This window comes from Anaeropeptidivorans aminofermentans (assembly GCF_940670685.1).
In the GTDB taxonomy this organism is placed as follows: domain Bacteria; phylum Bacillota; class Clostridia; order Lachnospirales; family UBA5962; genus Anaeropeptidivorans; species Anaeropeptidivorans aminofermentans.
This window is the reverse complement of record NZ_OW711693.1, coordinates 2,680,566-2,703,766: the sequence shown is the minus strand read 5'-3', so window position 1 is coordinate 2,703,766 and position 23,201 is coordinate 2,680,566. Positions and strand designations below refer to the sequence as shown.

General features: G+C 39.9%; 19 protein-coding genes. 9 read left to right on the top strand and 10 right to left on the bottom strand.

Annotated features, from left to right (window positions below; translation table 11 throughout):
- Positions 1 to 144: 144 nt before the first annotated feature.
- Positions 145 to 573 (top strand): GNAT family N-acetyltransferase, encoded by a 429-nt coding sequence (locus NBX03_RS11400; protein WP_250227900.1) that lies wholly within the window; start codon positions 145 to 147, stop codon positions 571 to 573.
- Positions 574 to 828: 255 nt separating this feature from the next.
- Here NBX03_RS11400 and NBX03_RS11395 read toward each other — a convergent pair whose 3' ends face one another.
- The 4 genes from NBX03_RS11395 to NBX03_RS11380 all read right to left on the bottom strand — a co-directional run bounded on the left by NBX03_RS11395 (position 829) and on the right by NBX03_RS11380 (position 4,837).
- Positions 829 to 1,614: a C39 family peptidase gene (locus NBX03_RS11395; protein ID WP_250227899.1), complete on the bottom strand. Its 786-nt coding sequence runs from the start codon at positions 1,612 to 1,614 to the stop codon at positions 829 to 831.
- Positions 1,615 to 2,096: 482 nt separating this feature from the next.
- Positions 2,097 to 3,488, bottom strand: coding sequence for an aldehyde dehydrogenase (locus NBX03_RS11390; RefSeq protein WP_330638384.1), 1,392 nt, complete (start codon positions 3,486 to 3,488; stop codon positions 2,097 to 2,099).
- Between the two features lie 23 nt (positions 3,489 to 3,511).
- Positions 3,512 to 4,486 carry an HTH domain-containing protein gene (locus NBX03_RS11385; protein WP_250227898.1) on the bottom strand — a complete coding sequence of 325 codons (975 nt, stop codon included), beginning with the start codon at positions 4,484 to 4,486 and terminating at the stop codon, positions 3,512 to 3,514.
- A gap of 108 nt (positions 4,487 to 4,594) precedes the next feature.
- On the bottom strand, positions 4,595 to 4,837 hold the full coding sequence (locus tag NBX03_RS11380) for a hypothetical protein (protein WP_250227897.1): 243 nt from the start codon (positions 4,835 to 4,837) through the stop codon (positions 4,595 to 4,597).
- Between the two features lie 372 nt (positions 4,838 to 5,209).
- On the opposite strand from NBX03_RS11380, the gene NBX03_RS11375 reads away from it, so the two are divergent.
- The 8 genes from NBX03_RS11375 (at position 5,210) to NBX03_RS11340 (ending at position 15,380) form a co-directional block, all read left to right on the top strand.
- Complete coding sequence (locus NBX03_RS11375) at positions 5,210 to 6,172, top strand: ornithine cyclodeaminase family protein (protein WP_250227896.1); 963 nt, start codon at positions 5,210 to 5,212, stop codon at positions 6,170 to 6,172.
- Positions 6,173 to 7,333 carry a dipeptidase gene (locus NBX03_RS11370; RefSeq protein WP_250227895.1) on the top strand — a complete coding sequence of 387 codons (1,161 nt, stop codon included), beginning with the start codon at positions 6,173 to 6,175 and terminating at the stop codon, positions 7,331 to 7,333.
- 144 nt (positions 7,334 to 7,477) lie between these two features.
- Positions 7,478 to 8,998, top strand: coding sequence for an ABC transporter substrate-binding protein (locus NBX03_RS11365; RefSeq protein ID WP_250227894.1), 1,521 nt, complete (start codon positions 7,478 to 7,480; stop codon positions 8,996 to 8,998).
- A 424-nt stretch (positions 8,999 to 9,422) separates the two neighbouring features.
- Positions 9,423 to 10,391 carry an ABC transporter permease gene (locus tag NBX03_RS11360; protein ID WP_250227893.1) on the top strand — a complete coding sequence of 323 codons (969 nt, stop codon included), beginning with the start codon at positions 9,423 to 9,425 and terminating at the stop codon, positions 10,389 to 10,391.
- A complete protein-coding gene (locus NBX03_RS11355) occupies positions 10,384 to 11,268 on the top strand; it encodes an ABC transporter permease (protein WP_250227892.1) in 885 nt (294 codons plus the stop codon). Before NBX03_RS11360 ends, NBX03_RS11355 begins: the two co-directional genes overlap by 8 nt.
- An 11-nt stretch (positions 11,269 to 11,279) precedes the next feature.
- Positions 11,280 to 12,278: an ABC transporter ATP-binding protein gene (locus NBX03_RS11350; protein WP_250227891.1), complete on the top strand. Its 999-nt coding sequence runs from the start codon at positions 11,280 to 11,282 to the stop codon at positions 12,276 to 12,278.
- Positions 12,271 to 13,227, top strand: coding sequence for an ABC transporter ATP-binding protein (locus tag NBX03_RS11345; protein ID WP_250227890.1), 957 nt, complete (start codon positions 12,271 to 12,273; stop codon positions 13,225 to 13,227). Before NBX03_RS11350 ends, NBX03_RS11345 begins: the two co-directional genes overlap by 8 nt.
- An 11-nt stretch (positions 13,228 to 13,238) precedes the next feature.
- Positions 13,239 to 15,380, top strand: a complete 2,142-nt coding sequence (locus NBX03_RS11340; protein ID WP_250227889.1) for a CocE/NonD family hydrolase — start codon at positions 13,239 to 13,241, stop codon at positions 15,378 to 15,380.
- 249 nt (positions 15,381 to 15,629) lie between these two features.
- Here NBX03_RS11340 and NBX03_RS11335 read toward each other — a convergent pair whose 3' ends face one another.
- The 6 genes from NBX03_RS11335 to nadB form a co-directional block, all read right to left on the bottom strand.
- Complete coding sequence (locus tag NBX03_RS11335) at positions 15,630 to 17,600, bottom strand: FtsX-like permease family protein (protein ID WP_250227888.1); 1,971 nt, start codon at positions 17,598 to 17,600, stop codon at positions 15,630 to 15,632.
- Positions 17,593 to 18,360: an ABC transporter ATP-binding protein gene (locus NBX03_RS11330; RefSeq protein WP_250227887.1), complete on the bottom strand. Its 768-nt coding sequence runs from the start codon at positions 18,358 to 18,360 to the stop codon at positions 17,593 to 17,595. Before NBX03_RS11330 ends, NBX03_RS11335 begins: the two co-directional genes overlap by 8 nt.
- Before the next feature lie 187 nt (positions 18,361 to 18,547).
- Positions 18,548 to 19,570, bottom strand: a complete 1,023-nt coding sequence (locus NBX03_RS11325) for a sensor histidine kinase (RefSeq protein WP_250227886.1) — start codon at positions 19,568 to 19,570, stop codon at positions 18,548 to 18,550.
- A complete protein-coding gene (locus tag NBX03_RS11320) occupies positions 19,560 to 20,246 on the bottom strand; it encodes a response regulator transcription factor (protein WP_250227885.1) in 687 nt (228 codons plus the stop codon). Before NBX03_RS11320 ends, NBX03_RS11325 begins: the two co-directional genes overlap by 11 nt.
- A gap of 559 nt (positions 20,247 to 20,805) precedes the next feature.
- Entirely contained in the window at positions 20,806 to 21,648 is an 843-nt protein-coding gene (gene nadC / locus NBX03_RS11315) for a carboxylating nicotinate-nucleotide diphosphorylase (protein WP_250227884.1), read from the bottom strand.
- Positions 21,648 to 23,189, bottom strand: a complete 1,542-nt coding sequence (nadB, locus tag NBX03_RS11310; RefSeq protein WP_250227883.1) for an L-aspartate oxidase — start codon at positions 23,187 to 23,189, stop codon at positions 21,648 to 21,650. The genes nadC and nadB overlap by 1 nt, the downstream gene beginning before the upstream one ends.
- Positions 23,190 to 23,201 lie beyond the last annotated feature (12 nt).

Here is a 23,201-nt window from a genome sequence, read left to right as displayed (position 1 = left end):
TGCAGGACAAGCGCATAAAAGTGTTTATTCTGTATAGAAGGGCTTAAGGCATTGCTTTTAGAGCTTCTTATTTCTGCTATATCTGGGTCTTTTCTCTTAATTTACGATTAAATACAGTTAGCGGTTAAATAGGGGTAAAGTAAAATGATTTATAAAGAAAATTCATTGCAATATGAAGATTATGTTAATCTGAGACAATCTGTCCAGTGGAAAAACATGCCTAAGGAACAGACAATCCGTGCTCTTGAAAATAGCCTTTATGATGTTATTGCTATTGATAATGAAAAGGTAATAGCCATGGGAAGGCTTATAGGCGACGGGCTGTATTATATTGCCGTAGATATAATCGTAGCCCCTGAATATCAAAATAAAGGCATAGGAAGCGAGATTATAAGCAGACTATTGACCTATGCCTATAGTCAAACGCCTTTGGGAGGGCGGATAAGCATTCAGCTGATTGCAGAAAAGGGAAAGGAAGCATTTTATGAGAAATTTGGATTTAAAAGGATTCCTCATGAATACTGCGGCTCCGGCATGAGAAAAGTTATAAATAAAAGTATTAATTTACCATAAAAAAGAACGCCTATAATAAAACAGATAAATAAATGCAAAAACCGTCTTTTAAAATGTAGCATAGTAAGTGTGCAGGCTTTAAAGTAACTTGAGGAAAACAGCGTATTTTGAGTTTTTTAGAAAAGGAAAGGGATAATTTTTCTTAGACTATCTCGTTTAAAGCTGAAATCTTTAAACGAAAAGGAGGTACTGCAAATTTATTTGCAGTACCTCCTTTTTATGTATAAAAAGGGTCTATGCCTCTAGCTTATCTTCTTATTTTGAAGGTGTAGGCACGAGAAATACATTTCTTGAAAAATCAGGGTCAAAAGTGTTTCCCCAGTTGTAGTATACACGCTCAAAGGACTGTATTAAATATCCGTCCTGATTGTGGTCGGTGGTATCGTAAGGGTCTGCCATAATAAGAACATCATCTGCCGTGGTTTCTGTTCCCATGGTGTCATAGCCTATTATAACAAGCCAATGACCACCCCAGTCATCCCAGCCTATGAGAATGGGCTTACCTTCTTTTAAAAAGTTAAGAACCATATCCTCCGGCATATTTTCAGGGTCTTCCATGTCATAAGTGGAATAAATATCCCAACCGCCTAAGCCTTCAAATATATTTATCATCTGCTGTAAGTTTGTGGCGCCCGGCTCGTCTTTTTGTCTTAATTTAACGAGGTCCGCTTCGTTCATATCGCTTCTTTTACCGTAATATTCCAAAACCATAAGTGCAGATGTGGGTCCGCAGGTCCATTCTGTAGCCTGCTGGATGGTTTTGAAATTTTCAAGAATCGTCAAGGTTTCACTAGATTTCATATTGTAGAAATCCGGCTGTGCATAATAGGGTGAATCCTTTACGTCTCCCTGACGTTCTACAGAAGCAGCGCCTTCAATTTCCAGTCGATCCCCGTAGGGTATCTTGTTATCGTCAGAAAATATTTTGGCTGTGGCCTCCTGTGCCACCTTCTCGGTTTTTGCTTGGTTCCCGCCGCAACCGCTAAGGGTCATGCCTAAAGACATCACAATGGCAAGAATAAGTAAAACTCTTTTTTTCATTACTCAGCAACCTTTCTGTTCCCTGTATTCAGGGATTTATAAGCATATTTTATGCTCTGAGAGAAAAGTATACCAGAAATTCTCCATATAGCAAGAGTTTTCTCAATATTACTCAAATTTCTGCTATTTTACAAATCTTTGACACTTTAAGCCCCCCTATTCGTTATTTTGTATACTCAAAAGGGAATTTAAAGAAGAAATAGAATCTCTTCACCATAAGAAATAAAGCTTATTTCATACTTGAATTAATATAAAACAATAGCATTATTAATTTACTTTTACTTTATATTAAGTCTCCTGGAGGCAAAAGCAAGTTGGCTATATATCAATAACAAATAGTGGACTAAAAAGAAAACGGAAAGATAAAAAATCACAAAGTAAGGTGTATGATTTTAATTTTTCCGTAATACATATTGAATTTATAATTATTAAGTTGTATAATGAGTAACCATAAATAATTTAGATTGAATTACTAATCGAGGTTATTTTAGTATCTGACGCATCAAATTGATTTTATTCCCATAGGGAGGGAAGGTCATTCCCATTTCTATGAATGTGCTTTTTTTCAGTATAGACTTTTTATGGGAGAAGAGTTCAAAGCTGTATTTTCCGTGATAAAAGCCCATACCTGAATTTCCAATGCCTCCGAAAGGAAGATTGGGATTTGCGATATGAGTGATAGTATCATTTATACAACCTCCTCCGAAGGAAAGATGCCTTAAAACATGCTTCTCGGCAACCTTGTTTTCTGTGAACAAATATGCCGCCAGGGGCTTGGGCTGGCTGTTTATTATGGAAATCGCCTCGTCTAAATGTTTATATTCCATTATAGGAAGCAAGGGGCCAAAAATTTCATCTGCCATAACAGGAGCTTCCAGAGAATTTACTTCTATCAAAGTCGGCTCTATATGAAGATTTGCTTTTACATATTTTCCGCCGTAAAGTATATGCTCTTTTTCCATATCTATAATTGATGCAAGTCTTAGAAAGGCTCTTTCGTTTATTATTCTTCCATAATCGGGATTATCAAGAGAATCGGTACCGAAGAAATGAACTATGGTATTTTTCATTTCTTTTATTAAAATATTCTTTATTCGGGAATCTGCAAGGATGTAATCCGGTGCTACGCATGTTTGCCCAGTATTTATGAATTTGCCCCACACGATGCGTTTTGCGGCAAGAGAGATATTGGCTGTTTTTTCTACGATTACAGGGCTTTTTCCGCCAAGCTCTAATGTTACGGGAATCAGGTTTTTAGCTGCCGCCGCCATAACCATTTTACCTACCTTAGGGCTTCCTGTAAAAAAGATATAATCAAAAGGGGAGTTGATAAGGGCAGAAGTGGTTTCCATACCTCCTTGGAGCACACTTATATATTTTTTGTCAAAGGTTTTTTCTATCATTTCAGCAAATACCGAGGAAACAGCAGGAGTATTTTCCGAAGGTTTGATTACGGCGCAGTTTCCTGCGGCAATGGCTCCAATAAGCGGCTCCATTATAAGCTGCAGAGGATAATTAAAGGGGCCTATAATGAGAACCGTTCCATAGGGTTCTTTAATAATATAGCTTTTTGAGGGCATGAGATAAACAGGCGTTTTTACTTTTTCAGGCTTTGACCACTGTTGAAGGTTTTTAATCATATGCCTTATGCTTTTGTAAATAAATCCGATTTCTGTTGTATAGGCTTCAAATTTACCTTTTCCTAAATCTTGATAAAGGGCGTGCATAAACTTCGTTTCATAGCTTCGGAAGACTGATTCCAGCTTTTTAAGCTGCTTTAGACGAAAGCTGATATTCTTTGTTATTCCTTTTTCGAAGAATCTTTTATTGTCTTTAAGAAAATCCTGTACTATTTCCTGATTAACTTTTTCCATTCTTATCCCTCCGAAATATGAAATCAAAACATAATTTTAAGTATTCTTGTAGGCCTTCCTCTTTCCTTTATTACCTGACGGCCTGCTTCTATAATAAGCCCGCATTTTTCAAGTCTTGATACGATTCTGTCGGCAGTTCTCGTGCTTATGCCAAGATGTATGGAAAGCTCTTTTGAGGTAACGGGGCTGTTTCTTTTCTGCTTCACATAAGTATCTATTTTATATATGGTATTAATACTAAGGCCCGATAATTCGCTTATTTGTATAAGCCTTTCGTCTATAAGCTCTTCATATATGCTTATGATTTCATTTGGTTCTATAGGCCCTACAATATTTTCTGCGTCATAAACGACATAAGCTTGATTGGAATTTGGGTTTGAATGTTTCAGGCCTGTTTCGGCATTGGCCTTTGCTTTCTTTAAATTATTTCCATAGCCTATGGCTATATTCACCGTCAGCGCCGTATGAGCGGCTATGCTTTGAAGCAAATCAAGCTTTGTAAAGTTTTCCGTTTCGCTTTCCAAAAGGGCGCTTTTGCATAGGATATAAAATTCCATTTCGCTTGCAGAAATTATTACCCCTCTTACATTTTCGGAAAAAATGGCGGCATATTCCCTTGCTTTATTTAAATCCATTACCTCTTGTAAAAGGGTTTTATTATAGATATAAAAATCGCTTTTCGGATAAAGCTTAAGTTTTATGATTACATTGTGGTTATCATTTAATTTGTTTAAGCCGTGGCTGATCATAAGCCGCCTTATTTCGTAAATATAAGTTTCTTTGCTGGGGGCAAGCAAAACGCATTTAATATTTTCCTGAATCATTTTTACATAAATGCTTCGGATATTTGTGATACAAAAATCGCATAAATTTTTATTGTAATTATATCTATGCTCTGTATCTATTTTATGGACAAAGTGCTTATCTCCTGAATCTATATTGATGATATGAGCTTTAACCTCACTTTCATCTATGCCTATGGAGGTAAAGGCAGACATAACGGCTTCTCTGTCGAGAGTGTCTATACTTATGTTTCTGATATCAGCTTTATAGTGATAAGCGGCTTTTAAAAGGCAGTGAATAAGGTTTGAAGAATCTACGTCAACTTATCTTACGGGAACAGTGTGCTCAAGCATGCTTGCCATAATTTTATAAGGCTCAAAGCGGGTATATAAAATAGCATCGCAAAGGGGCATGATTTTCACAAGATTATTATAGGCAGACTCAGATTCGTCATCGTCGTTAAATTCCACAACTACAGGTTCTACATTATTGAATTTTGAATAAATGATATTCTGTATTTCTTTTAGAGACTCCTTATGTCCAACAACAGCCAGCTTAAAAAGCATATAAAACCTCCCGTTTAATATTAAGCGGTCTTTAATATAAAAATATATTAAAGACGATTTAAAGTCAATATACAGACATGTATATGTAAGATATAATTAGTTTGATAAAGGTTGTTAAGTTTATATCTATCTTAAGCGTTTGCACCATATTGTCACTTTTTAAAAGCTTATCTTTTTTATTAAATCATTATATCATAAGTATAATTTTGCTCATACAGTTGTCTTCGCAAAATGTATTCGTGAACAAAATCAACCAAAGTTTGATTTTGTTCATATTATATCATGTTGTGAAGCTTCGCAGAAAATCAAACTTTACTTTACAATAAAAAATTAATATTGCCATAAAACTATTGAATGGAGAAGTGATATCTGATGCTTTTTATTTCAGAACAGCAGGTTGCAGAACTTTTTGATCTGAAAAGCTGTATAGGGCTTATGAAAGATACCCTATGTGCTTTATCAAAAGGGGAAGCGTCCCAGGTGCTAAGGGTGGCTATGGAAATAGAGGAAAGAAAGATATTGGGCCTTATGCCCGCGTCTATTCCTGGAAGAACAATAGCAGGGGCAAAGATTATAACGGTTTTTCCTGATAATTTTAAAAGGGGAATGCCTTCCCACCAGGGGCTAATAACTTTATTTGATGCCGATACAGGCGCTCTTAAAGCCGTCGTTGAGGCAGAAGCCATAACAGGGGTAAGAACTGCAGCCGTAAGCGCCCTTGCAACAGATTATCTTGCAAGAAAGAACGCAGAGGTATTATGTATTTTAGGCTCGGGTCTTCAAGCGAGGAAACATCTTGAAGCCATAAGCTATGTACGGGATATAAAAGCAGTATACGTTTGGGATATAAACAAAGATTCCCTTAAAAAATTTAAAGAGGAAATGAGTGCTAAATTTCCTATCCCTATTCATATCTGTACAGAGGTCTCCAAGGCAGTAGAAAACGCAGATATTATTTGCACCGTTACTTCTGCCAAAAATCCCATATTGTTCGGTAAAGACGTAAAAAAAGGCGCCCATATTAATGCCGTAGGAGCCTGTACCCCAGATTGCCGGGAGCTTGATACGGAGATTGTTAAAAAATCTCGGGTATTTGGAGACAGAATTGAGTCAACTCTTGCTGAATCAGGGGATTTTCTTATTCCGCTTTCAGAAGGCGCAATTACGAAAGAACATCTTTTAGGGGAACTGGGAGACGTTATATTAGGAAATTTAGAAGGCCGGAAAAATGACGAGGATACAACCATATTTGAGGCGCTGGGGCTTGCCGTAGAGGATTTGGCTTCCGCCGACTATATCGCAGGCATTATAGAAAAAAATATAAGGGGTGAGTAGATGTTAGAGGAGCTTTATCCGTTTCAGCTGACAGACGAACAGGAAAAAAGAGCAAGACAACTGCATGACGAAAGTATTATTATAGACATGCTTTTTCAAGGCCCCATAGGAACATATTCTTTTGAAGAAGGCTTTGAGGAAGAAACCCTGAACCTTGCCCAGGAAAAATATCCGGGAAATGTTATTGCACAGCTTAATTTTACTGAAGAATATATCCATGATTTGTTTACAGACGGTAAGCTTTCAGACTTATATAAGGACTGCTTCTATGAAAGCGGCCTTACAGCAGGAAATAGGCAGCTTGGGGTTTCAAGCAAAGAAGAATTATACGCATCGGCCCTTTCCATTCAGGAAGAATTTGATAAAAAACCATGGCTCATTAAGGCTTTTAAAGCAGAAGACATTGAATATGCCAAGGCAAATAATCTAAAAGCGGGTATCGTAACCTGCCAGGAAACTTTAGGCTTTGAAAAAGATTTAGTCCTTCTTGAAAAATTCTTCCGCTTCGGTCTTAGAGTAATACAGCTTACTTACAATAATCATAATTATTTAGGCGCAGGCTGTATGGAACAAAATAATGCCGGCCTTTCAAATTTCGGCATTAAGTTCGTAGAAAAGATGAATGAGCTTGGTATTGTGGTAGACACGGGCCACTGTGGAAAGCAGACTACTTTAGATGCCTGTAAATATTCTAAAAAGCCTGTGATTGCTTCTCATTCGGCGGCGGAAAAGGTTTATTTCCATAACAGGGCAAAATCCGATGAAGAAATTAAAGCAATCGCAGAAACCGGCGGCGTAATAGGGGTATTCTGTATGCCATGGTTCATCGCAGAAGAGCCTGAAAATACCACCATAGAGCATCTTCTGGACCATATAGACTATATTGCAAAGCTTACAGGCCCTTCTCATGTAGGCATAGGTACTGACTGGCCCATGCCCCAGACAAAGTGGATGGCATTGAAGTTTAAAGAGCTTGTGGCCCCAGGCATGGGCTTTAAGCCGGGAGACGGCCCTTCCATAGAATATGTAAAGGGTATGAAGGATTATAGATCCATAATTAATATCACAAGAGGATTGGTTTCAAGAGGTTATAGTGACAGCGATATAAAAAACATACTCGGCGGAAACTTTTTAAGAGTTTTTAAGGCAGTATGGAAATAAGGCTAGGCAACTTTAAGGAACAAAAATCTATTTTCATAAAGAGCTTAAGTATTAAAAACGCTGTATTGAGCCTTTCAAAATATAAGATTTTTGTTCTCCTGATTAAATTGTTTTGCCATAAGTAAAAGAACTGGAGGTTAATTTATGAAAAAATTATCAGCACTGATTTTATTCCTTGTATTATCGTCTATGATTGTTACGTCCTGCGGAGGCGGCGGAAGTACAGACGGAGGAAACCCAAAAGAGAGCCCGGCAAATAAAGATATTACGGTAATTGTAAGCTCCATAGGCAATAATATGGACCCTATCGAAGCAAATTATACCGACACATCTTCTATGATGTATCACGTTTACGACAGAATTATAAAAGCCGACGACAATTTTAACATTATTCCTGATGTGGCTTCCGAGTGGAGACAGCCGGATAATATGACAATAGAGTTTACAATAAATACAGGCTATAAATTCCATAACGGCGAAGATATGACCATGGATGATGTTGTTTACTCTATTGAAAGGCTTAGAAATATAGCAAAAAAGGCTTCCTTTATGGCGGGGATAGAAGGAGTTGCATCGGAGGGCAATAAGCTCATCGTAAAGCTTACAGAGCCTAACAGCGGCATATTGAGAGACTTTGCAGAAGTTATTATCGTAAATAAAAAATACTGCGAAGAAGCAGGCGATGCCTACGCCAATGCCCCAATCGGAACAGGCCCTTATAAAGTGAAGGAATTTGTGCCTGGGGATAAGCTCATTTTAGAAGCATGGACTGAATATCCTTTTGAAAAAGCCCAGTTAAGCACCATTACCTTTAAAGGCATTTCAGAAGCGGCTGCAAAATATATCGCCGTTGAGTCGGGAGACGCTCAGTTTGCGCTGATAGATGCAAAGGATAAAGACAGAGCTACAGAAAACAGCAAGCTTACCCTTGAGGAAAAGGCCACGGCTTACACAGGTTTTATTGCAATGAATACGACGAAAGAGCCTTTTGACAATGTAAACGTAAGAAGAGCCATTGCCCATGCTTATGATAAAGAAGGCATCGCCGCATTATCTCCCGGAAGAAAGGCCATAGACAGTATGTTTCCCGAGACCTTAAGTACATACTATTCTTCTCCTCATACTTTGGAATATAATCTGGATAAGGCAAAAGCACTTCTTGAGGCGGAAGGATATAACGCTTCCAATCCTTTGAAATTTGAAGCCGTTATCTATTCCGGTTCTGACCCTGCTATGGAAGCCTTTCAGGCTCAATTAAGGTCTATCAATGTTGAAATGACCATAACGAACCTTGAATTCGGCGTATTCCTTGAAAAAATGGCAGGGGCAGACTATCAGCTTTTATCAGGCGGCTGGGGAAACACTACGGGAAATCCCCTTTCAGCCTTTGAATGTTATTATACCGGAAGCTTCGGAATGAATAATATCGGCTTTTACAGCAATGAAAGAACAGATGAACTTTATAATATAGCCAAGGCGACTACTTCCGAAGAGGAGATGATAGCAGCTGCCAAGGAAGTTCAGGATATAGCGGCTCAGGAGGTGCCAATTGTTCCCAGCATCTCACGTTTATCCTATTTTGCTCATGTAAAAGAGCTTAAGGACGTAGAAATATTAACCAGTGGGCTTATTTCCTTCCGCAATGCTTCGATTACGGCAGAATAGTTTAATTAAGGTAACAAAAACCCTTTATGGAAAATAGGTTTTTGCTGCTCTTAAGGCTATTTTACTATAATTAAAGACTTCGTTTATAAAACAGAGAATTTCTTCCACACTTAAATTCATGCGAAATAGCAGCATAGTCAAGGCGGATAAATCAGTAAAATAAGAAGGAGCATTATTTTGTTCTGCTTTTATACTGATTTTAAATTATAGTAAATTTAAAATAAAAGAAGGAACAAAACCGTATGTTTACATTGCCTCAAAATATACTGCTTCCGAAGGAAATCCGTGTTCTTGAGGTTATTGTAAATAGGTATTTGTTCCTTCTTTATAAGAAATTTACTGCAGTATAAACATTTTATCCGCCTTTTCTATATTTGTAAGGGTATGGGGATTACAGATTCCTTAAGCTAAAGGGGGACAGACCATGATAAGATACGTAATCAAAAGGCTTATACAGATGATACCGGTTGTTTTGGGGGTCTCAATCATTGTATTTCTTATGCTTTCATTAAGCCCCGGAGATCCGGCAAAAATGATTTTAGGCATAAACGCCAAAGAAGCAGAGGTTCATCAAATGCGGGAGGAGCTGGGGCTTAATGATCCCCTTCCTACCCAGTATTTTAATTACGCAAAGAAAGCGGTAACAGGAGATTTGGGCACATCTTATACGACGAAGCAGAAGGTATCGGATATGATAAAAACAAGGCTTCCGGCAACTCTTGTTTTATCCTTTGGTTCTCTTATTGCTATTTTTGCCATATCCATACCTTTGGGTATTGCCCTTGCCGTAAAGCAGAACTCTCTTTTTGACAATATTATGCGAATAGCGAGCCTTATCATGGCGGCAATGCCTGGCTTTTGGCTGGGTCTTTTGCTGATAATACTTTTTTCTGTAAAGCTCAGAATACTGCCTTCAAGCGGATTTGATTCGCCGGCGGCTATTGTGATGCCGGTACTTTGCCTTTCCGTTTCCGGCTGGGCGGTAAATTCAAGGCTTACAAGAGCTTCTATGCTTGATGTCATAAGACAGGATTATATCAGAACCGCAAGGGCGAAGGGCCTTAAGCCAAGCATCGTCATCAGGCGGCATGCCCTTAAAAACGCTCTTCTGCCCACCATAACCGCCATCGGAATGTCCATCGGAAACTGTATGGGCGGCTCCGTTATTATTGAAACATTATTCGGCATCAATGGTATGGGAAAAATGATGGTTGACGCCTTAAGGCAAAAGGATATACCAACAGTCCTCTCGGGGGTCATCATAACGGCAATCGTAATAGCTCTTGCAAACCTTCTTACGGACCTTGCCTATGCTTTCGTTGACCCGAGAATCAAATCGCGTTATATAAAGAGACGCCAAAGACCACAGGAGGAGGCGGTTGCAAATGCATAACAATATAAAAGTACGCCGGCCCGGGGAAAGAAGAAGCCTTTGGGTAGATGTTTGGCTGAGGCTTAAAAGAAATAAATCCGCCGTTGTGGGCATGATAATGCTTGCTGTTATTTTACTTGGGGTTTATCTCTCTCCTTTATACATAAATTATGAAGAGCAGGTGATAAAGCCGGACCTTACCCAGGCCCTTCAGTTTCCGGCAGAAGGAAAGCTTCTGGGAACCGACGAAATCGGCCGTGATATTTTCGCAAGAATCATCTGGGGCGGCCGTATTTCCATAGGGATTGGTTTTGCGTCGATGATGATAAGCTTTATTATAGGGGCTGTTTTAGGCTCTCTTGCAGGCTATTACGGAGGGTATTCCGACAGTTTAATCATGCGTTTTCTTGATGTATTTATGGCCATACCCACCACCCTTTTAATGATAACTTTAGTAAGCATTATGAAGCCCACCCTTTTTAACCTTATTATGGCTATGGCTATCAGCAGTGTGCCTTCATCGGCAAGGTTAATCAGGGCCCAAGTTCTTCAAATTGCAGGCCAGGAGTTTATTGAGGCCATAAAAGGGCAGGGGGCAAGTGATTTTAGAATTATTGCAGGCCACATTTTGCCAAACGCCATAAGCCCCTTAATCTCCCAGTTTGTGATGAATGTTGCAGGGGGCATTATGCAGATAAGCGGATTAAGCTTTATCGGCCTTGGGGTTCAGGCGCCAAATCCCGAATGGGGTGCAATGCTTGCCAGCGGGCGAAACGTCATAAGGGATTCATGGCATGTTACGGCATTCCCAGGCATTGCAATCGTTATTACGATTATTGCCTTGACCCTTATGGGGGACGGCCTCAGGGACGCTCTTGACCCCAGAATGAAGCGATAGGAGGCCTTGGAATGGATAAAAAAATACTGGATATAGAAAATCTCTTCATTAAATTTCATACTGACGACGGAACGGTTGATGCCGTGAACGGCGTTAACCTTAGTATAAACGAAGGAGAGACCTTAGGCCTTGTAGGAGAGACAGGCGCAGGAAAAACCACTACCGCCCTTGGCATCATGGGCCTTATTGACTGCCCGCCGGGGAAAATAGAAAAGGGAAAAATTTTATTTAACGAAAAGAACCTCCTCAGCCTTAAAGAAGAGGCTTACAGAAAAATCAGGGGAAAGGAAATCTCCATGATATTTCAAGACCCTATGACCGCCTTAAATCCTGTTTTTCCTGTGGTAAGCCAAATAGCGGAAGTTATAGAAAATCATCAAAATTTAAGTAAATCAGAGTCTGAAAAAAAGGCCATAGAAATGCTTGAACTGGTAAGAATCCCTGCCGAAAGGGCTTATGAATACCCTCATCAGTTTTCGGGGGGAATGAAGCAAAGAGTTGTTATCGCCATGGCCCTTGCCTGTAACCCCAAGCTTCTCATAGCGGACGAGCCTACAACGGCTCTTGACGTGACCATTCAGGCCCAGGTCCTTGAGCTTATGAAGGGGCTTAAGGAGAAGCTTAGAACTTCAATGATTTTGATTACCCATGATTTAGGGGTAGTGTCTGAAATCTGCGACAGGGTTGCCATTATGTATGCAGGAGAGATTGTGGAATCCGGCTCCATCAAAGATATTTTTGAAAATCCGCTCCACCCCTATACTAACGGGCTTTTCGGAAGCATCCCGGATATTTATAAAGAGACGGAATTTCTTTCCCCCATTGAGGGCCTTATGCCTGACCCTCATGACCTTCCTTCCGGCTGTAAATTCCACCCAAGATGCAAATACGCTTCTGGGCTTTGCGCTAGGGAATCCCCAGACGATACAGAGTGGGAACCGGGGCATAAAACCAGATGCTTTATATATGAAAATAAGCTTCCTGTAAAGGAGGTCATAAAATATGAGTAATCCTTATATTGAAGTAAAGGGCCTTAAAAAATATTTTCCTACCCCCGGAGGAAATCTCCATGCTGTGGACGGCCTTGACTTTTCTGTGGAAAAAGGAAAGACCATCGGCGTGGTAGGAGAGTCGGGCTGTGGAAAATCCACCACAGGCAGGCTTCTTTCCATGCTTTTAGAGCCTACAGGAGGAGAAATCTTATTTGAAGGGCAGGATTTGACCAAGATTAATCGCAGTAAGACAAAAGAATACAGAAAAAAGATACAGATGATATTTCAGGACCCCTTTTCTTCCTTAAACCCCAGAAAAACAGTGTATGGTGCCATTGCGGAAGCCTTTGATATCCATAGAATGTACCCTTCCAGAAAAGAAAGAGAAAAAAGAGTTTTTGAGCTTATGGAGCTTGTGGGCCTTTCCGAAAGATTTATAAATGCCTATCCCCATGAAATGGACGGGGGCAGACGCCAGAGAATCGGCATTGCAAGAGCCCTGGCCCTGAATCCTGAATTCATTGTATGCGATGAGCCGGTATCCGCCCTTGACGTAAGCATACAGGCCCAGATACTCAATCTTTTAAAAAGGCTCCAAATGCAGTTCGGCTATACCTATATGTTCATAACCCATGATTTAAGTGTCGTAAAGCATGTTTCCAATAATATTATTGTCATGTATCTGGGGCAAATGGTTGAAATGGCCCCGACGAAAGAGCTTTTTAAAAATCCAAAGCACCCTTATACAAAAGCCTTGCTTTCAGCGATTCCTGTTCCGAACCTGAAAGAAAAGAAGGATAGAATCATTCTGAAAGGGGAGATTACCTCTCCTATTAACCCTAAAAATGAATGCCGTTTTGCCCCGAGGTGCGAATATGCAGCAGAGGCCTGCAGAAAGGCAGTACCGCCTGTAACGGATTTAGGGGAGGACCATTTTATCCGCTGTATCAGATGCAATGAAATTTAAGGAGGCAGCCTATGAAGGAAAATTATTTGATGAACAAAGCCTTTAATATTTACATATCAGGGGTTTACGACGGTCAGGTGCTTTTTAGCGAAAAGGAGCTTGAGCTTTGCAATGTAGACAGAAAAACTCAGGTTCAGCTTAAAAGAAAGCCATTTACAAAAGATAAGAAGGCGAGCCTTATAGACTATCATCATATTTATAAAGACATAGAAATCTATACCGGCTGCAAATGGGAAGAAGACGTTATAGTGCTTTCAAACGGCAGTCAATATCATAAATACAGTACCATAGAAAAAGAAATTGACGGAAAAAATAAAACGGCCCAAATCTGGGCTCAGCGAAAATCCCACGGGGTTACGGATATTATAACCGTTGACAATGAAATCATCGCTTTTTATAACCCGGGAAGGGTTCATTCAGAAATTGCCGTTATTCCGGGATATGAAAGCCTTACCCCCCTTGCGAAATACGACGACCCCCTTTTATCAAAGGCGGAATACGGCGTAAACCATTTGGGCAATATTATGGTTCCCACAAAGGACGGTACCAATCTTGCAACGGAGGTTTTTCTTCCGGAAGGCCTTAAGGCAGGCGAAAAGGTTCCGGCTATTGTGGTAAGAACATGCTACGGCAAGGCGAGAGACATTAACCGCTGCTGGCATTGGGTGGCCAGAGGATACGCCTATGTCGTTCAGGACGTAAGGGGCCGTTCCGATTCCGACGGCATCTTGGAGCCCTTCCAAAATGAAAGGGAAGACGCAAGCGACCTATTTGACTGGATAGCCGCTCAGGATTGGAGTAACGGCAGTATCGGCATGTGGGGAGCAAGCTATTTAGGCTATACCACCACATCGGCTGCCACTTCAGGAAATCCTCATTTAAAAACCGCCATAAGCGAAGTAAACGTAGGCTCTCCTTTTTACGACACCGCAAGAAGGGGCGGAACCATATGCTCCTGGCCTCTTTTATGCTGGACTTTGGGTCAATCTGTAAGCAACAGAATAGACCATAGGGTTTTCTCAGGGGAATCTATCAATATTAAAGAAGCCATTACCTACAGGCCTATTAAGGATATTCCCCAAAAAATCATCGGAAAGGCTTCCGGCCCGTGGGATTTATGGGCAAAGCATTACCATTACGACGATTTCTGGCGGCACAGCGATAACACTGTTCACAGTAAAAACATAAAAATCCCCATGCTTATCCTATCCGGCTGGTACGACGGAGACGCTTTAGGAGTTCAGGAGACCTGGAAATTCTTAACTGAAAACGATACTCCCGGCAGGCGGATTGTCCTTGGGCCCTGGCCTCACGGTTTAAACGCCTTTCGAGATTGCAGGGACCTTGAATTCGGTGACAATGCCGTTGATTACGACTTTGACACAAGAATCATCAGATGGTTCGACCATTACCTGAAAGGCATAGAAAACGGAGAGAATAAAAAACCAAGGGCAATTTATTATGTAGTAGGGGAAAACAAGTGGCGGGAATCTGCCGACTGGACCCCGGAAGAAAGCAAATTTATAAATCTTTATCTTACGAGCAAAGGGCAGGCGAATTCCATGTTCGGAAACGGCCGTATTGTTTTCGAACCGGAGGAAAACGAAGCCTTTGACGAATATACCTATGACCCGGAACAGCCTATCGGTAACGACGGCCATGTAGAGCCTTATATCTGCAATGAGATACAGCTTCGAAACGACTGCCTTGTGTACGATACCCCTGCTTTAGAAAATAACGTAGCCATGGCCGGAAATGTATATGCCGAATTTTACGCTTCTTCAAGCGCCAAAGATACGGATTTTATCGTGAGGCTTTCAGACGTGGACGAAAAGGGCATTGCGAGAAAAATATCTGATAATGTCATCAGAGCAGAATTTAGAAAGGGCTGGGAGAAGCCCGAGCTTCTTACGCCGGGCGCCATTGAAAAATATGAGATGGAAATGTATTTTAACGGCTATGTATTTAAAAAGGGCCATAAAATACGTGTTGATATTACCTCCAGCAATTATTATGAATTTTTCCCCAACACAAATACGGGTATAGACCCCTATGAGGACCCGAAGCCGATTGTAGCCCAAAACAGAATTTATCACGGAAAGGCATATCCTTCTCATGTGAAGCTTCCCGTTCTTTACGGAATAGGCAAGTAAATAAACGAAAAAGGGTGGTTGCAAAGTTCATCTTGCAACCACCCCTCTTTGTTTAAAGCTCAAGAGTACTTTAAACGAGATACTATAGGGATAAATAGCTATTCCATCGCTTTTCTTAGATAAAGCCACGAAACACGCTATTTTCCCCAATGGGGCTTGCCCATTGGGGAATTAATTTAGAATCTGCGCATTCCTTGGGTACTGGCTATGTTGAAGTTATAAATGTTAATTTTGCAACAGCCCTTTTATTTATCTGCGCACTATTTTATAATATGCCTTTGCCGTAAGATAATAGCTTACAACATAAACTATGGCAAAAGCTATAGATACGCCTACGGTACTTAAAACAATTAATTTATGACTATAGAGATTTAATGTTCTTAGCATTACCTCAACAGGCCTTAAGGCCATAGAAGTGTGGAGAAATGCCATAATAAGGGGGAGAAAAAATACGGTTATAATCTGCCGGCTTATGGTATGCTTTACTTCGCTTTCACTCATCCCCACCTGCTGCATAACGTCGTAATTATTTTTATCCTCATATCCTTCGGACAATTGCTTGTAATACATTATCATGACCATACAGACGAGAAAGATTATCCCGAAGAAAATCCCTAAAAACAGAAGGCCGCCCAATATGGCAGTATCATCTTTTTCGCCGCTGATACGGTTATCGAATATATAATACCCGGGGGCATCTTCAACCCATAGGGACATATTTGAAATAAATTTTTCTTTATTTTCTTTTTCTCCGGCAATATTAAAGCGTACAGTATATATATATTTATCTTCGGGAACATTCATTTTATCGTAAAGACCTTTTTGCTCATCTTTATCCGATACGATTAAATAATAGATTTCGTTCAAATTCAAAGGTTCTTTAGACTCAAATTTAAGAGATTCAAGTTCTTTTTTTATTTTATAATTCGTATTTCCTATTTGAACTTCTTTAAATCCTTGATTTTTTCCGGTGCTGAAAAACAAGGCCTCCTCATTTGACAGTGTTTCCTCTGTCCCTTCGATAGCATTATATTCATCTAAGCTGAGGATACGGAAAGAGTAGGTTTTGGGGTATTTTTCAGGGTTGTCAGGCCATTTAAAAGAAGAACCGTCTTTTTCAAGAGCTATGCCGAAATACTCAAATTCAATGAAATCTTCTACAGTTGTATTTGTATTTTCAGCATGGGATGCGATTTTTTCCATAAGCTCATTTTTAAGATTAAACTCATTTTTTAAAAACCTTATATCCACATCATAGGGATATTTATAAGAAGCAATATGGTCAAGGCCTTTAAAAAGAGAAACCGTACACACTAAAGTCACAATGACCATGGTGCTGAAGATACAGATATTTGAAAGGCTTGCGGCATTTTTTCTCATACGGTAGAGCATCCCGGAAATTGTTACGAAATTTCCTTTTTTATAGTAATAATTTTTATTCTTTTTGAGAAAACGGAGCAATGTAATAATCCCTGATGTAAAAAGGCAGTAAGTTCCAATGATGACAAGGAGAATTGCTCCGAAAAATACAAATATAAAATTGCTGTCAAGCTCGAAATTGATTGCAAGGTAATAGCCAAAGCCTAAAGAGGAAATGCCTAAAACAGTAGACGGCCACAGGTGTTTAGGCTGTTTTTCCCCTTGGCGTGCGCTTTGAAATAAATCCGAAGGCTTTGTTTTTGAAACCTGAAATATATTTATAATAAGGTTCAAAAAGAAGATGCTCCCGAAAAACTTTAAAGTAGATATATAACTTCCAAGGTTCGCTGTAAAGGCTATTTCAACAGGAAGCCCCGTTATATTAAGAAGCATCACAAATATAAGCCTTGAAAATACAAGAGCAAAGACAATACCTAAAATAAGGGATATTATGCAAACCATAAAGGTTTCAGCGGATATGATGAATCCTATATGCCTTTTTTCAAGGCCTAAAATACTGTAAAGGCCAAGCTCCTTTTTACGCCGTTTCATTAAGAAGCTATTGGTGTAAAAAAGAAAGGGAACAAGAATAATCCCCAGAAGAACCTTTCCTACTTCCATAAGTAATAGAAGATAGCCTGCGTGGGGAAAAGTTTTCATTATAGGGTTTGAAGATATTGCGCCGAATATAAAAAACACAAATACTGCAAAGGACGTTGCCAGAATATAGGGCAAATAAGCAGGGGCGCTTTTTTTAATGCTGTTTATAGCAAGCCTTGGCAGAAAACGGATTTTATCCATTATTTCCGCCTCCCGACTGTAAGATGGAAAGCGTATCCGAAATAAGGCGAAACATTTCTTCGTTGGACCTTTCCCCTCTGTATATTTGATTAAACAGGCACCCGTCCTTAATGAAAAGCACTCTTTTTGCATGGCTTGCAGCAGGCACGCTGTGAGTAACCATAAGTATGGTCTGGCCCTGTTTATTGATGTCTGAAAATAAGCTTAAAAGCTGGGAAGCGGATTTTGAATCCAAAGCCCCTGTAGGCTCATCTGCCAAAATAAGCTTAGGCCTTGTAATAAGGGCCCGGGCAGCGGCAGCTCTTTGCTTCTGCCCGCCTGATACCTCATAGGGGTATTTTTGCAAAAGCGCTTTAATTTCAAGCTTTGACGCCAATTCATTTAGCCTTACAAACATTTCTTCATGGTCTGTATTTTGAAGCACTAAGGGTAAAACAATATTATCCTGTAAAGAGAAGCTGTCTAAAAGGTTAAAATCCTGAAAAACAAATCCAAGATTATCCCTTCTGAAAGCGCAGAGGGTATTTTGCTTTATTTTAGAAAAAGCCTTCCCGTCAAGGTAAATCTCTCCACCGCTAGGCTTATCCAAAGAAGCCAGCAGGTTTAAAAGGGTGGTCTTTCCCGAGCCGGATTCTCCCATGATGGCTACGTATTCTCCGTTTTCTACGGAAAAATTTACATTATCCAATGCCTGAACACAATTGCCGCCGAATCTTGCAGTATATATTTTATTTAAATTTTTCACTTCCAATAATGACAATAGAAAATTCCTCCTTTGTTATAGTCAATTTATTTTTATTCCGGTTTCGCTTTAAATTTAACATAAATTGACAAGGGCCTTTTTTAGGCGCTCCTATTATAATCAAGAAATGTTTAAGCCTTTTTCAGTATATCAAGGGGGCCTTGTTAAAACCATCGCTTTATCTTACAATTGAACACCCAATCTTTCATTTTTGTAAGGTTCCGGGATAAGGAGGAAAATAAATACGGTAAGTTGTTCCTTCATTTACTTTAGAGCTTACGGAAAGCTCTATGGAAAGCTTATAAGCTACCTTTTTGCAAAGATAAAGGCCGATTCCCGTAGAGGTTTTATCCATCCGCCCGTTATATCCTGTAAACCCCCGGTCAAATATCCTTGACAGGTCCTCCGGCTTTATGCCTATGCCTGTATCGGAAATAATCAAGGTGCGGCTGTTATCGGGAGCCAAGGCTATTTTTATTTCCCCTTCAGCCGTATATTTTATACAGTTTGACAGAAGCTGCTCCAGAATAAAGCTAAGCCATTTTTCATCGGTAACTGCTTTAAGCTTAAATTCTTCAAGATTAAGGGAAAGCTTCTTTCCTATAAAAGAGTAAGCGTATTTTTTTACAGACTGTTTTATGATTTCATATATGGCATATTCCTTTAAAATCAAATCAAAGGAGAGGCTTTCCAGCCGAATATATTGGAGAACCATTTCAGCATACTGCTCTATTTTAAAAAGCTCCTGTTCCATAAAAAAGGTGTTTTCCTCAACATGATCCGAGCGTAAAAGAAGACCTAAGGCGGCAATGGGGGTTTTTATCTGATGGACCCAAAGGGTGTAATAATCTTCCCGATTGCTTTTTTCTTTTTCAGTTTCAGAAATTATCTCCAGCCTGTCTTCGTATAGATCCTCTATAAAATTTTCATAAAGTTCCTCAATTAAATGATCCGCTTCAGGAAGGGGAGAAAGGGCGATTTTAAAATTAAGACGGGCTTCTTCAACTTGCCTTATTTTACGGATAAACTTATAAAAATCCAGAATACACCATAGAAAGGTAATAAAAAGACTAAGAAAAGCCCCGTATAAAGAAGGCGATATATTTATATGGTAAAGCATCGAAAGAACAATAAATAAAAGGCTCAGTCCCATGATTGAAATTAAAAGCCTGAAACGGAATTTGAGCCAGCTTAGAATAATTTTTTTGCGGCTTATTTTATGCTCCATTGTTATCCTCCAAAATATAGCCGATACCCTTTTTAGTAGATATAAAATGAGGAAGCCCTGCTTCTTCAAGTTTTTTCCGAAGGCGTGCGATGTTTACGGTTAAAGTGTTATCATCAATAAAACAGTCGCTTTCCCAAAGATGCTTCATAAGAGCTTCCCTTGAAAGTATTTTCCCCTTATTGCTGAAAAAAAGCTGCAGCATACGGAATTCATTTCGGGTTAATTCTATTTTTTCACCGTTATATATTAATGTCCCGTCTGAGATGTTAAGGATTGCCCCGTTATGCTCTTGAATGACCTCATTCATCTGAAAGGTATAAGAACGCCTTAAAAGAGCCTGGACCTTAGCCGCAAGCATGTCCATATCAAAGGGCTTTGAAATAAAGTCGTCTCCCCCCATATTGATAGCCATAATAATATTGATATTTTCACAGGAAGAGGAAAGAAAGAGAACAGGTGCCTTTGAAATCTTCCGTATTTCCTGGCACCAATGGTATCCGTTATAAAAGGGGAGGGAAATATCCATTAAGACTAAATGGGGAGAAAAATCAATAAATTGGTTGATAATATCAGAAAAGTCGGTAATCTTTTCAGTATGATAGCCCCATTTCATAAGCCCCTTGGATATTTCTTCCGCAATAACCCTGTCATCTTCTATAATTAATATTTTATACATAAAAATCTCCCATTTACTATAATTCCATAATTTATACTTAGTGCACCTGAAAAAGGGTTTTCAGGTGCACGTTCCCTTGCCAACAAACTTTTTAAGTTTATTGGCTGTATAGTCAATTTCAAATTAAACAGTAATAAAAATCGTATATTTTGAATGGCTTAAACATAGGGATTCTATATGTTTAAGCCGTTTATAAAAAATAGATTTTTATTGCATCCTTCTGTGAAATTTACTGTATATAAATAAATACGCTCTTAAAGGGTATGGGTCTGTGAATCAATATGATCAAAAAAGGCATGGATTATCCATGCCTTTTAGCTTATAGTAAATTTGCTTTTCTTCCGCAGTAAATAACAGGCTCTAAGAAGGCATAAAATCAAGGAAAAGCAAATTTACAACACTACTATTTTACTTTTATTTGAGTTTAACCTATTTTTATAATAAATTTCTTGCAAAGAAGCAACAAATACCTGTCCGCTCACAGACTTAAAAACACGGATTTCCGCAGGAAACTTAATGAAACTGCTTTATAGGAAATAAATATGCTCTCTTTTTAAGTTTATTTACTATATGCATTAAATTTCAGGCTGATATCCATGGCTCTTGACGAGTGGGTAAGGGCGCCTATAGATATGAGGTCTACGCCTGTTTCGGCTACCTCTTTTAAATTTTTCTCCCCCATATTTCCCGATGCTTCGGTTAAAGCCCTGCCACGGACTATTTTAACGGCCTCTGCCATATGGGATACGGACATATTATCCAGCATAATAATATCTGCCTTGGCGTTAAGGGCTTCTTCAAGCTGTATAAAATTTTCAACCTCAACTTCTATTTTAAGCAGATGGTGGGCATATGCCCTGGCGTTATTGATGGCTTGTGTTATTCCGCCGGCTGCCTGTATATGGTTATCCTTTATAAGGATACCGTCGTAAAGGCCGATACGGTGGTTTGTTCCGCCCCCTGTTCTCACGGCATATTTTTCTAAGGCGCGCATTCCCGGGGTGGTTTTTCTTGTATCTACGATTACGGCATTGGTGCCTTCTATTTGGTTTACGGCTTCTCTTGTTTTTGTTGCAACCCCCGAAAGCCTTTGGAGGAGATTAAGGGCCGTCCGCTCTCCTGTAAGTATCCCCTGAGAAGGCCCTTCAATGGTGGCTATAATATCTCCCTTGCTTACGGAATCCCCATCGTTAACTAAGAAGTTGATTTTTATACGGGAATCTATTGTTTCATATACATACTGAATTACAGGAAGGCCGCATACAATAAGGTTTTCCTTGGCAATAAACTTTCCGGAGCTGATGTTTTCCGAAGGGACTGTGGAAAGGGTGGTTACGTCGCCGTTTCCGATGTCCTCCTTAAGTGCAAGATGCACGATTTCTTCCATGCCGGGTATATACATTATTTATCCTCCTTGCTATCTTTTCTGTAATGGGCGCCTATGCTCTTTTCCCTTTTCATTGCCCCTTCCGCAACGGCAAGGGCCACTAAAGACATATGAAAGGTTTCGATGGCGTCTTTCGTATTTAACAGTGAATTTTCAAGAGTATTTGAAATTGCTTTTAATTCATTTATGGCTTTTAAAAGACCTTTACCGTCTCTGATAATGCCGCAGCAGTTCGTCATGATAAATTGAATCTTTTCGGAAATTTCTTTCCAATCTGCTTTTTCTCTTCCCATAGAGCAATTTGAAATATGATGTTTCTTTCCTTCAGAAGGGGAAAGCGCTGAGGCGTGGAGTGCGGCCCTCCTTCCAAAAACGAGGCATTCAAGAAGAGAATTGCTTGCAAGGCGGTTTGCGCCGTGAATGCCTGTACAGGCGGTTTCTCCGCAGGCATAAAGGCCTTTGAGAGCGGTTTCACCGTAGAGCCCAGTTTTAATGCCTCCCATGATATAATGCTGAAGAGGGTGGACGGGTATGGGTTTTTCGGAGATATCTATGCCTCTTTCCATACACTCAGTGAATATAGTAGGAAAACGCTCTTTAAGAAAATCCCGGTCTCTGTGAGTAATATCAAGATAAACGCAATTGTCGCCGCTTTTTTCAAGCTCAGAGAATATGGCTCTTGCCACAATATCTCTTGGGGCAAGGTCTGCCATAGGGTGGGCCCCCTCCATAAAATAGACCCCTTTGCTGTTCATAAGCCTTGCGCCTTCGCCTCTTAAGGCTTCAGAAACAAGAAAAGAACGGCCGGAGGAATCGGAACCGCAAAGGACCGTAGGGTGGAATTGTATAAATTCCATGTCCTTAAGTGCTGCCCCCGCCCTTAATGCCAGAGCCATGCCGTCCCCTGTGGCAGAAAGGGCATTGGTGCTGCCGGAATAGATACGCCCGATACCTCCCGATGCAAGTATGATTCTTCGGGTATTGATTAAAAGAACTTCTTTATTTTCTTTAAGAACAAGGGCACCGGTAACGCCCCTATCATCGGATAAGATATCCGTAATCAGAGCATAATTTATAAACTTTATATTGTCCCTTTTCATTGCTTTTTCTAAAAGGGTTTTTGTAATATGGAGGCCTGTGGCATCGCCGCCGCAGTGGAGTATCCGCCTTTCTCTGTGACCGCCTTCGCGGGTTTTTAAAAGCTCCCCGTTTTTTCTGTCGAAGGGCACGCCGAATTCTATTAGTTTTTCTATGTTTTCAGCGGCTTCACTGACTAAAATGCGGACGGCTTCTTCATTGCAGAGCCCTGCGCCGGCTAAAAGCGTGTCTTCAATATGGCCTTTTCTAAGGAATTCATCCTGTTGGGTAACCGCTGAAATTCCCCCTTGGGCAAATATGGAATTGCTCACTTCTTTTCCGTCTTTATTAAGGATTATGCATTTTATTTCAGGAGGCAGGCTTAAAGCGGCGTAAAGCCCTGCGGCTCCGGAGCCTGCAATCATAATATCCGTTTCTATAGATACTGCGTTTTCTGTATTTAAAATAAACTTATTCATATTGTCCCTTCG